Raw genomic sequence first — 13,442 nt, forward strand, 5'->3', positions numbered from 1 at the left:
GTCACGCTTTCTCGGTGGCGGGAGCGGCCGGCTCGGCGGCCTCTTCGATGGACTCTTCTTCGGGTTCCTGGTCGGACTTGAGCTTTCCGAAGCCGAGCAGGGCCGAGGCGGCGGCGAAGGTGACCGCGGCGGCGATCAGGACGCCGAGGATCATCCCGAGGTAGCCGCCCTTGGCGGTCACCGCGAAGTAGGCGAAGATGCTGCCCGGCGCCGGGCTGGCGACCGTGCCGGAACCGGTGACCATGAAGGTGGCCACGCCGGACATGCCGCCCAGGATCATCGCGAGGATCAGGCGGGGCTTCATCAGCACGTACGGGAAGTAGATCTCGTGGATACCGCCGAGGAAATGAATGATGATCGCGGCGGGGGTGGTCGGGCGCAGCGAGCGCGGGCCGAAGAACATGAAGGCCAGCAGCAGGCCCAGGCCGGGGCCGGGGTTCGACTCGATCATGAACAGGATCGACTTCCCGTGCTCGGTGACCTGCTGGACGCCGAGCGGGGAGAACACGCCGTGGTTGATGGCGTTGTTGAGGAACAGCACCTTGGCCGGCTCGACCAGCACCGAGGCGAACGGCAGCAGGTGGTGGCTGACCAGGTAGTCGACGGCGTGACCGGCGCCCTTCGTGAGCGCGTCGACCACCGGGCCGATGCCCACCTTGCCGAGGATCGCGAAGGCGCCACCGATGATGCCGGCCGAGAAGTTGTCGACGAGCATCTCGAAGCCGGGCTTGATCTTGCCGTCGATCAGGTTGTCGAAGAGCTTCAGCGCGTACGCGGTGAGCGGTGCGATGATCATGGCGCCGAGGAACATCGGCACGTCGGCGCCGACCACGACACCCATGGTGGCGACCGCGCCGACGACCGCGCCGCGCTGGCCGTGGACCATCCGGCCGCCGGTGTATCCGATGAGGACCGGCAGCAGGTATTTGATCGTCGGGTCGACGAGTTCGGCCAGGCCCTTGTTGGGCAGCCAGCCGACCGGGATGAACAGGGCCGTGATCAGGCCCCAGGCGAGGATCGCGCCGATGTTCGGCATGACCATGCCGGCGAGGTAGCCGCCGACCTTCTGCACGCGGGCTCGAAGCCCGGTTCCGGTGACCGAGGGGGTGTATGGAGACGACATGAGAGGACTCCGTTTTTGGGTGTGTTTCGCCGGCCCCCGGTCGAAACGACCGGCGGCTGTGGGGTGGGGGCGTCAGCCCCGGGTGAGAAGCGGCCGCACGAGGTCGAGCCGCCGGTCGATGACGATGTCGGTGCGGTTCAGGTCGGCCGGGCCGGGCATCCGGCTGCCGGGCAGGCTCACCGCGGCGGCGCCCCAGGCGAGGCCCTCGGCGAGCGCTTTCTCGCCGCGCGCGCCGGCGGCGAGGAAGCCGGCCAGCAGCGCGTCGCCGGCGCCGACCGTGCTGCGGGGCGCGCTCACCGGCGAGACGCCGGTCAGTACGCCGGTCTCGTCGACGAGCACCGCGCCGTCGGCGCCCAGGCTCGCCAGCACCGCGCCGGCGCCGGCGGCGCGCAGCTCGCGGCACGCCTCGACGACGTCGCCGAGCGAGTGCAGCTCGGCGCCGATCGCCTCGGCCAGTTCCTCCCGGTTCGGCTTCACCAGGGCGGCGCCGGTCCGGACCCCGCTCAGCAGGGCGGCTCCGCTGCTGTCCACGGCGAGCCGGGCGCCGCTGTCGATCAGCCGTACGCAGAGCCGCTCGAACGCCGGGAGGGTCGGGCCGGGCGGCAGGCTGCCGCAGATCACGACCCACTCGCCGGGCCGTGCGGCGGCCAGCACTACGTCGCTGACCTGGGCGAACTCGACCGCGGACATCTCCGGGCCGGGCTCGTTGACTTTGGTGACCGTGCCGTCCGGCTCGGCCAGGGTGATGTTCGACCTGGTCCGGCCCGTGATCGGCACGGCGATCGTGTCGACGCCCTCGGCGCCGAGCAGCGCGACGAGCTGGTCGCCCTCGGCGCCACCGGCCGGCATGATCGCCCTCGTGTGGACACCGTTGGCCAGCAGTGCGCGGGAGACGTTGACGCCCTTGCCGCCCGGATCGATGCGCGACCCGCCGGCCCGCAGCACCTCGCCGCGGACGAGTTGGTCGACCTCCAGCGCCCGGTCGACGCTGGGATTGAACGTGACAGTGACAATCATGCTTTTACCACCCGAACGCCCGTGCTCCCGATCTCGTCGGCGAGCACGGCGTCTATGCCGTTGTCGGTGATGAGCAGGTCCAGGTCGGAGACTTCGCCGAACCGGGCCAGATAGTCGTTGCCGATCTTGGTGTGATCGGCGAGGAGGACGACCCGCCGGGCGGCCGCGATCATGGCCCGCTTCACCGCGGCCTCGGCCGTGTCCGGCGTGGTCAGGCCGCGCTCGATCGAGCAGCCGTTGGTTCCCATGAAGGCGACGTCGGCGTACATCTCGGCGAGCGGGCGCAGCGCCCAGTCGTCCACCGTGGCCAGGGTCTTGCCGCGGAGCCGCCCGCCGAGCAGGAGCACCGTGAGGTTGGGCTTGGGGCCCAGGGTCGCGGCGAGCACCGGGGAGTTGACCACCACGGTCAGCTCGCGGTCGGCGGGCAGCAGCCGGGCGAGGTGGGCGGTCGTGGAGCCGGCGTCGAGGATGATCGCGCCCTCGTCCGGCAGTTCGGCCAGCGCCGCCTTGGCGATCCGCTCCTTCTCGCCGATCAGCACGGTGTCGCGGGTGGCCAGGGCCGGCTCGAAGCCGATCCGGTCGACCGGGATCGCCCCGCCGTGCACCCGATGCAGCATTCCGGCCCGCTCCAGCACGGTCAGATCCCGGCGGACCGTCTCGGCGGTGACGTTGAGGCTTTCGGCGAGGGCCATCACATCGACCCGGCCGTCCGCGCGGGCGAGCCGCAGGATCTCTTGCTGACGCTCCTCCGCGTACATCATCATCACCGCCCCGGTTGGATGTTGTTTTACCTTTGTTTTCTTCCGCTTGTGCCCGAAAGCAATATGACGCCAAAGGTTTCGCCGACGTTAGGGACCTTCGGCCTCAGAATCGGCCGGAAGGCGGCTCGATCAGCGCGCGGCGGGGCGGCGGCGGGCGGGCGGCCACGTCGAGCGGCGGGCCGGTGGCGCGGTCGAACCGCGGACCACCAGGCGGGTCGGCACCGTGATCCCGTCGCCGTCCGCCTCCCCGCCGAGCAACCGCAGCACCATCCGGCCGGCCAGCTCGCCCTGGCGGCGGACCGGCTGGGCCACCGTGGTCAGGTCGGCCAGCTCGGCGTGCGGATGGTCGTCGATGCCGACCACCGAGATGTCCTCGGGGATACGCAGGCCGGCCCGGCGCAGGGTGCGGACGGCGCCGAACGCGACCTCGTCGGAGTGGGCGTAGACGGCGGTCGGCGGCGTGCGCAGGCTGAGCAGCCGGGACATGGCGTCGGCGCCGCTGACGCCGCCCCACGGGACGGTCACGGTCAGCGCCGGGTCGGCCGGGATCCCGGCCTCGGTCAGGGCCTCGGCGTAGGCGCGGGTGCGGCCGGGGGCGACCGGCCAGTCGGGCTGCTCCGGGTCGAGGGTGGCGATCATGCCGATCCGGCGGTGGCCGAGGAAGACCAGGTGGTCGACGGCCTGACGGCCGGCGGCGGCGTCGTCGATGCAGACGTACGGATAATTCTCGATCTGGCCGCCGGCGGCCACGATGTGCACGCCCATCAGCGCGAGCCGTTCGCGTTCGGGCTCGTCGACCGGAAGGCCGATCACCACGAGCGCGTCGACCTTGCGGCGGGCCGGCAGCCGGCGGAAGAAATCGTGCCGGTCGGCGGCGTCGCCGACGTGGTAGAGCAGCACATCCAGGTCGGCGTCGCGCAGCACCGCCTCGAGGCCGTCGAGCATCGCGGCGAAGAACCAGCGGGAGATGTGCGGCACCACCACGCCGACCCGGTCGGTGGCGCCGCCGGCCAGCCGGGACGCCTCGGGCGAGACGACGTAGGCGAGCTCCTCGGCGGCGGCCAGCACGCGGGCCCGGGTCGCCGTGGCGACGTGCGGATGGTTGGCCAGCGCGCGCGAGGCAGTCGCCATCGACACACCGGCTCGGCGTGCGACATCCGCCATGTTGATCTTCGACGCCGGCGGCACGTCTGCACCTTAGCACCAACTTTGGAAGCGTTTCCGGAGCTGCGTTTACAGATTGTGCAGGCGTTGTTGACAGAGACGTAGGTCACATCGAGGGTGATTCTGCAAGCGGTTCCAACGCCCGACGAAGGGATGGCACCGTGCTCAAGAGACTTGCCGTTCTCCTGCTTTTCGCCTCGCTGCTCACCGGCTGCGGGAGCGACAACAACAGCTCGACCACGCTCTCCTACTTCATCGCCGACGCCGCGCAGGCCGACGTCGCCGCCCGGTGCGCCACCGAATCCGGCGGCGCCTACGCCTTCGACATCCAGCGTCTGCCCAACAACGCGGCCGGCGGCCGGGAGCAGCTGCTCCGGCGGCTCGCCGCCCAGGACCGCTCGCTCGACATCGTCAGCGTCGACCCGCCGTTCATGGCCGAGTTCGCCAACGCCGGCTTCCTGCGCCCGTTCACCGACTCCGAGAAGCAGGAGTTCTCGGCCGGCGTGCTGAAGGGCCCGCTCGAGCAGTCGACGTTCCGCAACACGCTCTTCTCGGCTCCGCTCTACGGCAACACCCAGCTCCTCTGGTACCGGAAGTCGGTGCTCCAGAAGGCCGGCGTCGACCCGGCCGCCGGCCCGGTCACCTGGGATCAGCTGATCAAGGGGGCGAGCCAGGCCGGGGTCACCTTCGCCGCGCAGGGCCGCCGCAACGAGAGCCTGATGGTCTGGGTCAACGCCCTGATCGCCTCGGCCGGGGGTTCGATCCTCGCGCCCGGCTCCGAAAACCTGCCGGCCGACCAGGTCAAGACCGGCCTCGACAGCCCGGCCGGCACGGCCGCGGTCACCGTCATGCACGACCTCGCGGTCTCCCCGGCCGCACCGGCCGGCTTCAGCACGGCCGGCGAGGAGGACTCGCGGGCCGCCTTCCAGGAGGCCAACGGCGGGTTCATGGTCAATTGGCCGTACGTGTGGGCCGCCTTCGACGCCGCCATCAAGGAGGGGTCGCTGCCGGCCAACTTCAAGGACGACGTCGGCTGGGCCGCCTACCCGCGGGTCGAGGCGGGCCGGGAGAGCGCACCCCCGTCCGGCGGCCTCGGGCTGTCGATCAGCGCGTTCAGCCACCGGCAGGACCTCGCGGTGCAGGCGATCCGCTGCCTCGCCTCGAAGCAGAGCCAGACCGAGTTCATGGTCAGCGCGGGTAACCCGGCCGCCCTGTCGTCGGTCTTCGACGACCCGAAGATCCGGGAGATGTTCCCGATGGCCGACCAGATCCGCGAGGGCATGGACACCGCGACCCCGCGCCCGGTCAGCCCCTACTACGGCGACGTCACCGGCTCGATCCAGACCGCGTTCCACCCGCCGGACGCGCTGAACCCGCAGACCACCCCCCGGGAGGCCAACAGCCTGCTCGAGGACGTCCTGTCCAACAAGCGACTGATCTAGGAGCGGCCATGAGTACGACTACGCCCGCCGCGCCCACGACGAAAGCCGCGGCAACCAAGACAACCCATCGACGGGTACGCCTCACCGACCGCGCCCGCAAGGAACGAAACCTGGGCTGGATGCTGGCCGGGCCGGCGTTCTTCGTGATGGTGGCGGTCACCGGCTACCCGATCCTCAACGCGATCTGGCTGTCGATGTTCGACTACCGGCTCACCGACCCGGGCGCCAAGAGCTTCGTCGGCCTCGGCAACTACGCCACGATCCTCACCGACGGGCTGTTCTGGCGGCAGTTCGGCGTCACCGTGATCATCACGGTGGTCACCGTCGCGGTCGAGCTGGTGCTCGGCTTCGCCCTGGCGATGGTCATGCACCGGGCGCTCTACCTGCGCACCGCGCTGCGAACCGCCATTCTTGTTCCGTACGGGATCATCACGGTGGTCTCGTCCTACGCATGGGCGTACGCGTTCAGCAGCACGTACGGCTTCGTGAACCCGACGTTCGGGCTCGGCGAGTTCGACTGGTTCGGCGGCACCTGGTCGGCGCTGTTCACGGTGTGCGTCGCCGAGATCTGGAAGACCACCCCGTTCATGTCGCTGCTGCTGCTCGCCGGCCTCGCCCAGATCCCGGACGACTACCTGGAGGCGGCCAAGGTCGACGGCGCCAAGGCCTGGCAGCGGGTCAAGCGGGTGATCCTGCCCAACATGAAGGCGGCCATCATGGTCGCCCTGCTGTTCCGCACGCTGGACGCGTTCCGGATCTTCGACAGCGTCTTCATCATGACGGCCGGCGCGCAGAACACCGAGACGCTGTCGTTCCTCGCCTACCGGCAGACCATCAGCCGGGTGATGATCGGCCTCGGCTCGGCGGTCAGCGTCATCCTCGCGATCCTCGTCGTACTCATCGCGGTGATGTTCGTGAAGGTCTTCCGCACCGATCTGTCGCAGCAGAGGGGGGACCGCAAGTGAAGGCCAGCCGCAGCACTCAGCTCTTCTGGATCGCCGGGGCCATCCTGATCATTCTGTACGCGCTGATCCCGGTGTTCTGGATCGTGTCGCTGAGCTTCAAGGCCGGCGACGACATCACCAACAAGCAATTCCTGCCGACCGTGTGGAGCTGGGAGAACTACAAGACGGTCTTCGCCTCGGACCTCTTCACGACGGCGCTGCGCAACTCGGTCGGCATGTCCATCATCGCGACCACCATCTCGGTTATTTTGGCGACGCTCGCGGCGTACGCCATCAGTCGTCTTGAATTTCCCGGGAAGCGTCTCGTCCTCGGCGTGGCCTTGGCCATCACGGTTTTCCCGGTTATCGCGATCGCGACGCCGCTGTTCAATCTGTGGCGCACGATCGGCCTCTACGACACCTGGCTCGGGCTGATCATCCCCTATCTCTCCTATTCGCTGCCGCTGTCGGTCTATGTGCTGTCCGCGTTCTTCCGCGAGATCCCGTGGGAGATGGAGCAGGCCGCCCAGGTCGACGGCGCCACCGCCTGGCAGGCATTTCGCCGGGTGATCGTGCCGCTGGCCGCACCGGGCGTCTTCACCGCGGCGATCCTGACCTTCTTCGCGGTCTGGAACGACTTCGTCTTCGGCATCACCCTCACCTCCAGCGAGGCGGCCCGGCCGGTACCCGCGGCACTCGCATTCTTCCAGGGCGCCTCGCAGTTCTCCCAGCCGACCGCGCCGATCGCGGCGGCGGCGGTGGTCGTGACGATTCCGGTCGTCATTCTCGTGCTGCTTTTCCAACGCAAGATCGTGGCCGGTCTCACCAACGGCGCCGTGAAGGGCTGAGCTATGTCTGCCATTGAAATGCGCAACATCGTGAAGGAATACGGCGACGGATTCAAGGCGGTCAACGACGTCAGCCTGGACATCGCCGACGGCGAGTTCATGATTCTGGTCGGGCCGTCCGGCTGCGGCAAATCCACCCTGCTGCGAATGATCGTGGGCCTGGAGGACATCACCTCCGGCGACATGCTCATCGGCGGCGACCGGGTCAACGAGAAGGCCCCCCGCGACCGCAACCTGTCCATGGTGTTCCAGAATTACGCGCTCTACCCGCACCTGACGGTCTTCGAGAACATCGCATTCCCGCTGCGCCTGATGAAAGGCATCAGCGAGGACGAGATCAAGCGCCGGGTGTCCGAGGCGGCCGGGATGCTCGAACTCAACGAGCACCTCGACCGCAAACCGGCCAACCTCTCCGGCGGGCAGCGGCAGCGGGTCGCGATGGGCCGGGCGATCGTCCGGCAGGTCAACGCGTTCCTGTTCGACGAGCCGCTGTCCAACCTCGACGCCAAGCTGCGCGGGCAGATGCGCACCGAGATCTCCCGGATGCAGCGCCGGCTCGGCACCACCACCGTCTACGTCACCCACGACCAGACCGAGGCGATGACCCTCGGCGACCGGGTCGCCGTGCTGCGGCGCGGCTACCTGCAGCAGGTGGCGTCGCCGCGCGAGCTGTACGAACAGCCGGTCAACATGTTCGTGGCCGGGTTCATCGGGTCGCCGCCGATGAACTTCATGCCCGCGGTCGTGACCGGCGACCGGCTCAAGCTGCCGTTCCTCGAGGTCGGCCTTCCTAGCTCTGCGGCCGGCCAGGTCAGCGACGGGCAGTTGCTCATCGCCGGCATGCGGCCCGACCACTTCGAGGACGCCCGGCTGCTCGACCCGGTCAAGCGCGAGCGCGGCGCGATCTTCCGGGCCCGGGTCGACGTCACCGAGTGGCTCGGCGACTCGCAGTACGCGTACCTGCCGTTCGAATCCAACCCCGAGGTCGCCAAGCAGCTCGCCGATCTGGCCGCCGAGCTCGACAGCGAGGCCCTGCGCACCCAGCTGATCATCTCGATCGACGCGATGAGCCGGCTGCGGGAAAATCACGAGGGCGAGTTCTGGGCCGACACCGACCGGATGCACCTCTTCGACCCGAAGACCGGCATCAACCTCACCCGCGACGAAGCCGCGGCGGCCGACCTGGCCAGCCTCGAGCAGGAGGAACTGGCTGACCGGCGGGGTGAGCTCGCCAAGTGAGGGCCGGTCCGTGGTGGCGGCACGCGGTCATCTACCAGGTGTACGTGTGGAGCTTCGCGGACGCGGACGGCGACGGGATCGGCGACCTGCCAGGTGTCCGGTCCCGCCTGCCGTACCTCCGCGACCTCGGCGTCGACGCGATCTGGCTGAACCCCTTCTACCCCTCGCCGCAGGCCGACAACGGGTACGACGTCGCCGACTACCGGGACGTCGACCCGCGGTTCGGCACGCTCGCCGACCTGGACGCGCTGTTCGCCGACGCGCACGCGCTCGGCCTGCGGGTGATCATCGACCTGGTGCCCAACCACACCTCCCACCTTCATCCCTGGTTCCTCGCCGACCGCCGGGATCGCTACCTGTTCCGGGACGGCCGCGGCGACGAGCCGCCCAACAACTGGCGCAGCGCGTTCGGCGGCCCGGCCTGGACCCGGGTCGCCGACGGCCAGTGGTATCTGCACCTGTTCGCGGCCGAGCAGCCCGACCTCGACTGGACCAACCCGGCGGTGCGCGCCGAGTTCGAGGACATCCTGCGGTTCTGGTTCGACCGCGGCGCCGACGGGTTCCGGATCGACGTGGCGCACGGCCTGGCCAAGGACCCGCAGATGCCGGATCTCACCGAAGGGCACGTCGATGTGGGGTACGCGGCGGTCGGGCACCCCTACTTCGACCTGGACGAGGTGCACGACGTCTATCGGGACTGGCGGCGGATCAGTGACTCGTACGCCGGAGATCGGGTCTTCGTCGGGGAGATCTGGGTGCAGAGTGCCGAGCGACTCGCTCTCTATCTGCGCCCGGACGAGCTGCACACGGCGTTCAACTTCAGCTTCCTGACCGCGCCGTGGGACGCGAAAGCGCTGCGTGCGGCGATCGACAACACCCTTCGTTCGCTGGCCTCGGTCGGTGCGCCGCCGACCTGGGTGCTCTCCAACCACGACGTCGTCCGGCACGTCACCCGCTACGGCGGCGGCGCGATCGGGCTGCGACGGGCCCGGGCGGCGGTGCTGCTCATGCTGGCGCTGCCCGGCTCGGCCTACGTCTACCAGGGCGAGGAGCTCGGCCTGCCCGAGGTGACCGACCTCCCCGATGACGTACGCCGGGATCCGACCTTCCTGCGCACCGGCGGGCGCGAGCTCGGCCGCGACGGCTGCCGGGTGCCGTTGCCGTGGTCGGGCAGCTCACCGTCGTACGGCTTCGGGCCCGGACCGGCCGCCTGGCTTCCGCAGCCGGAGTCCTGGGCCGCGCACACCGCCGAGCGTCAGGACGGTGACCCGGCCTCGATGCTCAACCTGTACCGGGCGGCGCTGCGGCACCGGCTCCCCTGCTTCGGCTCCTTCGGCGACGGTTCGCTGACCTGGCTGCCGTCGGCGCCGGACGTGCTGGCTTTCCGGCGCGGACCGGGCGCGGTCTGCGTGGTGAACGTGGGCGACGATCCGGCGCCGCTGCCCTCGCTCGGCGGGACCCTCGTGCTGGCCAGCGATCCTTCGGTCACCGCGGAGACCATCGGCGGCGCGAGCGCTGCCTGGTTCACCGTGGCCGGACCCGATACAGCGACATGACCAGGGCGGCGAGGCCGAGCAGGTAGAGCGCGCCGTGGGCCGCGGGCCGGACGGCATCCCAGTCGAGGCCGCCCTGCCACGGGTCGAGGCTCCAGGAGATCGGATCTTTTGTTAAATCCGCGGGCTGGGCGGGGACGACGGCCACCATAGTGGCGCTCAGGCCCGGCCGGCTGAGGCGTATGCGCTCCTCGGCCTCGCGGATCAGGGCGGGGTCGGCCTGCCCGATGCTGACCTCGTTGCCGCTCACCTGCGCGGCGCTGTCACACACGGCCAGGAAGACGACGGTGTCGGTGTGGCCGGCCGGCAGCCGGCCGCAGGTGACGGTGCGATCGGGCTCGGTGAGGTCGGCGGCGGCGCCCACCGCGGTGCCGGCCAGCGCCAGGACGGCCAGCAGGCCGGCGCCGGCCAGACCGTAGCCACGGTCCGACGCGAGGGCCGCATTCGTCGCGACCAGCACCAGCAGCAACGCCACCACGGGCAGGCCGACGTAATAGGCCGGGCTGGTATTGGCGTACCAGGCGAGGCCCGCCAGGCCGACCACTGCCGCGGGCCACAGCCGGCGCTGCCGGAGTCCGGCCGCGGCCGCTCCGAGCACCGCCACTCCCAGCATCGCGGCGGCCGCCGTCAGCAGCACCACCGCGAGCACGCCGGCGTGCCTGCCCACCTCGGTCGGCCAGCCGTAGCCCCCGCCGTCGGCGTCGATCACCCCGGCGGCCAGGGTCAGCGTGGCGAGGCCGGCCAGGCCGGCCCGTCCCGGCCAGGAGCCGACAGCGCCGCCCTTCTCGACCGCCAGGCCGAGCAGCGCGGCAGTCGCCAGCGTGCCGGTGTAGGGCAGCAGCTCGCGGTGCAGGGCCAGCTGTGCGGTGAGCGCACCGGCGCTGATCAGGAAGAGCCAAACCCATCGCATCGGGGCATGCTAATGGTCGGCGGGCGGTCGGCGTGGGGGTCGCCAGTTCTCGGCGATCCGATCCATCGCCTCCACGTCGGGCATCGCGCCGGGCAGCGGCGTCGTGCCGCTGCGCAGGCCGTCGAGCATCAGCGTCAGGTAGCGGCGCCACAGGCCCGGCTCGACCGGCTCGGTGTACTCCAGCAGCGCCGCCAGCATGAACTGGATCAGGCCCAGATCGGCGCCACCCACGTCGGGACGCACCACGCCGGCCTGCTGGCAGCGGACGACCAGCGCCTCCACCACCGGGGCCAGGCGCTCGCGGACCTCGGCCACCCGATTCCGGCCGTACGCCCGGCTGAACGCGATGTCGCGCAGGCCGCGGTCGTCGGCCATCGCGGCGATGGCCCGCTCGGCGAAGCGGTTCAGGCCGGCCCAGGGGTCCGGGTCCTCCATCGCCTCGGCCGCCCAGCCGACGATCACTTCCAGCCGGCTGTCGAACAGCGCCTCGACCAGGTCCTCCCGGGTCGGGAAACGGCGGTAGACGGTGCCGACGCCCAGGCCGGCATGGTGCGCGATGTCGTCGAGCATCACGTCCACCCCGCGGGCGGCGAACACCTCCTGGGCGGCCTGCAGGATGCGCTGCCGGTTGCGCTCGGCATCCCTGCGTAGGGGCTTCGTCACATCGACAGCGTAGTCGAAACAGAGGCTTAACCTCCACATGGAGGAAGTGCCTCAACTTCGGGGTACGCTCGCCGAGAAGTGGAGGACTGCCCTCAACTAATCGGAGACGTACATGACGACCACTCCCCTCGAAGAAGCGCCGGTCACCACGGCCTCGCCGCACCATGCTCGGCGGTGGCTCATCCTCGGCGTACTCGGCCTGGCGCAGTTGATGGTCGTTCTCGACGCGACGATCGTGAACATCGCGCTGCCGTCGGCCCAGCAGGCCCTGGGCTTCTCCAACGAGAACCGGCAGTGGATCGTCACCGCCTACGCCCTCGCGTTCGGCGCGCTGCTGCCGCTCGGCGGCCGCATCGGTGACCTGCTCGGCCGCAAGACCACCCTGGTGACCGGCCTGATCGGCTTCGCCGCGGCCTCCGCGATCGGCGGCGCCGCCACCGGCTTCGGCATGCTGGTGAGCGCGCGGGCCGCCCAGGGCGTCTTCGGCGCGCTGCTCGCCCCGGCCGTGCTGTCGCTGCTGACCACGACGTTCACCGACGCGCGCGAGCGGGCCAAGGCGTTCGGCATCTACGGCGCCATCGCCGGGGCCGGCGGCGCGATCGGCCTGCTGCTCGGCGGCGTACTCACCGAATACCTCGACTGGCGCTGGTGCATGTACGTCAACGCCTTCATCGCGGTCGCGGCCGTCGCCGGCAGCGTGGCCCTGCTGCACAACCAGCGCCACGACGGCCCGCGGCCGCGCCTCGACGTCCCCGGCACGATTGCCGTCTCGGCCGGCCTGTTCGCCCTGGTCTACGGCTTCGCCAACGCCGAGACGCACGACTGGAGCGACGTCATGGTGTGGGGCTGGCTGATCCTCGCGGTGGTGCTGCTCACCGCGTTCGTCGCCATCGAGACCCGGGTCGCGCACCCGCTCATCCCGCTGCGCGTGCTGGTCGACCGGACCCGCGGCGGCGCGCTGATCGCCGTACTCATCCTCGGCGTCGGCATGTTCGCCGTCTTCCTGTTCCTCACCTACTACCTGCAGCAGAACCTCGGCTTCTCACCGATCCGCTCCGGCGTCGCCTTCCTGCCGATGATCGGCGCCCTGGCGGTCACCGCCACCACGGCCACCGCCCTGGTCGTGCCGCGGGTCGGCCCGCGCCCGCTGGTGCCCACCGGCTTCCTGATCGCGGCGGCCGGCATGCTCTGGCTGACCGGCCTGGCCACCGACTCCACCTACGCCGCCGACATCCTCGGCCCGCTGCTGGTGATGGGCGTCGGCATCGGCCTGGCCATGGCGCCGGCGATGACCGCGGGCACGTCCGCGGTGCACGCCGACGACGCGGGCGTGGCATCCGCACTGGTCAACACCGCCCAGCAGGTCGGCGGCTCGATCGGCACCGCGGTGCTGAGCACGATCGCGGCCTCCGCCGCCACCGACTACGTGGTCGGCAAGACCCCGAGCCAGGAGCTCATGGCCGCGGCCGCGGTCAACAGCTACACCACCACGTTCGCCTGGGTGGCCGTCTTCTTCACGATCGGCGCCGTAATCGCCGGCCTGCTGCTGCGCTCCGGCCCCTTGCAGATCGACCCGGACGCCACCCCCACCGCCCACATGTAAGCCCCACCCCACGCCACCCTGAGCCGCTGCCCGCCCCGACCAAAAACCCGACCCGGCAACCCCGGCCTCCCGACCCGACCCGGCCTCCCGACCCGACCCGGGCCAAGAGCCGGGCCGGGCCGAGAGCCGGGCCGGGCCGAGAGCCGGGCCGGGCCGAGAGCCGGGCCGGGCCGAG

12 protein-coding genes are annotated in these 13,442 nt (G+C 70.6%); 6 read left to right on the forward strand and 6 right to left on the reverse strand.

All coding sequences use genetic code 11. The annotated features are described in order from the left end of the window. Position 1: 1 nt before the first annotated feature. The 4 genes from mtlA to Adu01nite_RS46255 form a co-directional block, all read right to left on the reverse strand. Entirely contained in the window at positions 2-1,123 is a 1,122-nt protein-coding gene (gene mtlA, locus Adu01nite_RS46240) for a mannitol-specific PTS transporter subunit IIC (protein WP_203735783.1), read from the reverse strand. 72 nt (positions 1,124-1,195) lie between these two features. After that, positions 1,196-2,140 carry a 1-phosphofructokinase gene (pfkB, locus tag Adu01nite_RS46245; protein WP_203735784.1) on the reverse strand — a complete coding sequence of 315 codons (945 nt, stop codon included), beginning with the start codon at positions 2,138-2,140 and terminating at the stop codon, positions 1,196-1,198. Continuing rightward, positions 2,137-2,898 (reverse strand): DeoR/GlpR family DNA-binding transcription regulator, encoded by a 762-nt coding sequence (locus Adu01nite_RS46250; protein WP_203735795.1) that lies wholly within the window; start codon positions 2,896-2,898, stop codon positions 2,137-2,139. The genes pfkB and Adu01nite_RS46250 overlap by 4 nt, the downstream gene beginning before the upstream one ends. Positions 2,899-3,030: 132 nt before the next feature. Continuing rightward, entirely contained in the window at positions 3,031-4,065 is a 1,035-nt protein-coding gene (locus tag Adu01nite_RS46255) for a LacI family DNA-binding transcriptional regulator (protein WP_275414793.1), read from the reverse strand. A 161-nt stretch (positions 4,066-4,226) separates the two neighbouring features. Here Adu01nite_RS46255 and Adu01nite_RS46260 point away from each other — a divergent pair, with 161 nt between their 5' ends. The 5 genes from Adu01nite_RS46260 to Adu01nite_RS46280 are packed head-to-tail and all read left to right on the forward strand — an operon-like array spanning position 4,227 to position 10,094. Beyond that, positions 4,227-5,507: an extracellular solute-binding protein gene (locus tag Adu01nite_RS46260; RefSeq protein WP_203735785.1), complete on the forward strand. Its 1,281-nt coding sequence runs from the start codon at positions 4,227-4,229 to the stop codon at positions 5,505-5,507. An 8-nt stretch (positions 5,508-5,515) separates the two neighbouring features. Then, on the forward strand, positions 5,516-6,472 hold the full coding sequence (locus tag Adu01nite_RS46265; RefSeq protein ID WP_203735786.1) for a carbohydrate ABC transporter permease: 957 nt from the start codon (positions 5,516-5,518) through the stop codon (positions 6,470-6,472). Next, positions 6,469-7,299, forward strand: a complete 831-nt coding sequence (locus Adu01nite_RS46270) for a carbohydrate ABC transporter permease (protein WP_239133218.1) — start codon at positions 6,469-6,471, stop codon at positions 7,297-7,299. The genes Adu01nite_RS46265 and Adu01nite_RS46270 overlap by 4 nt, the downstream gene beginning before the upstream one ends. Before the next feature lie 3 nt (positions 7,300-7,302). After that, on the forward strand, positions 7,303-8,538 hold the full coding sequence (locus Adu01nite_RS46275) for an ABC transporter ATP-binding protein (RefSeq protein ID WP_203735787.1): 1,236 nt from the start codon (positions 7,303-7,305) through the stop codon (positions 8,536-8,538). Beyond that, positions 8,535-10,094, forward strand: coding sequence for a glycoside hydrolase family 13 protein (locus Adu01nite_RS46280; RefSeq protein ID WP_203735788.1), 1,560 nt, complete (start codon positions 8,535-8,537; stop codon positions 10,092-10,094). The genes Adu01nite_RS46275 and Adu01nite_RS46280 overlap by 4 nt, the downstream gene beginning before the upstream one ends. Here the strand turns inward: Adu01nite_RS46280 and Adu01nite_RS46285 are convergent. Together Adu01nite_RS46285 and Adu01nite_RS46290 are read right to left on the reverse strand one after the other, a co-directional pair. After that, positions 10,063-11,001, reverse strand: coding sequence for a hypothetical protein (locus Adu01nite_RS46285; RefSeq protein ID WP_203735789.1), 939 nt, complete (start codon positions 10,999-11,001; stop codon positions 10,063-10,065). The two genes, Adu01nite_RS46280 and Adu01nite_RS46285, sit on opposite strands and share 32 nt — an antisense overlap. Positions 11,002-11,010: 9 nt before the next feature. After that, a complete protein-coding gene (locus tag Adu01nite_RS46290) occupies positions 11,011-11,664 on the reverse strand; it encodes a TetR/AcrR family transcriptional regulator (RefSeq protein ID WP_203735790.1) in 654 nt (217 codons plus the stop codon). A 112-nt stretch (positions 11,665-11,776) separates the two neighbouring features. On the opposite strand from Adu01nite_RS46290, the gene Adu01nite_RS46295 reads away from it, so the two are divergent. After that, positions 11,777-13,267, forward strand: a complete 1,491-nt coding sequence (locus tag Adu01nite_RS46295; protein ID WP_203735791.1) for an MFS transporter — start codon at positions 11,777-11,779, stop codon at positions 13,265-13,267. The last annotated feature ends 175 nt before the right edge of the window (positions 13,268-13,442 follow it).

The organism is Paractinoplanes durhamensis (assembly GCF_016862175.1).
GTDB classification, from domain to species: Bacteria; Actinomycetota; Actinomycetes; order Mycobacteriales; family Micromonosporaceae; genus Actinoplanes; species Actinoplanes durhamensis.

Bases quoted from the DNA above. Each gene is read 5' to 3' on its own strand.
- mtlA (WP_203735783.1), bottom strand. From the start codon at position 1,123: ATGTCGTCTCCATACACCCCCTCGGTCACCGGAACCGGGCTTCGAGCC.
- pfkB (WP_203735784.1), bottom strand. From the start codon at position 2,140: ATGATTGTCACTGTCACGTTCAATCCCAGCGTCGACCGGGCGCTGGAG.
- Adu01nite_RS46250 (WP_203735795.1), bottom strand. From the start codon at position 2,898: ATGTACGCGGAGGAGCGTCAGCAAGAGATCCTGCGGCTCGCCCGCGCG.
- Adu01nite_RS46255 (WP_275414793.1), bottom strand. From the start codon at position 4,065: ATGGCGGATGTCGCACGCCGAGCCGGTGTGTCGATGGCGACTGCCTCG.
- Adu01nite_RS46265 (WP_203735786.1), top strand. From the start codon at position 5,516: ATGAGTACGACTACGCCCGCCGCGCCCACGACGAAAGCCGCGGCAACC.
- Adu01nite_RS46275 (WP_203735787.1), top strand. From the start codon at position 7,303: ATGTCTGCCATTGAAATGCGCAACATCGTGAAGGAATACGGCGACGGA.
- Adu01nite_RS46285 (WP_203735789.1), bottom strand. From the start codon at position 11,001: ATGCGATGGGTTTGGCTCTTCCTGATCAGCGCCGGTGCGCTCACCGCA.
- Adu01nite_RS46295 (WP_203735791.1), top strand. From the start codon at position 11,777: ATGACGACCACTCCCCTCGAAGAAGCGCCGGTCACCACGGCCTCGCCG.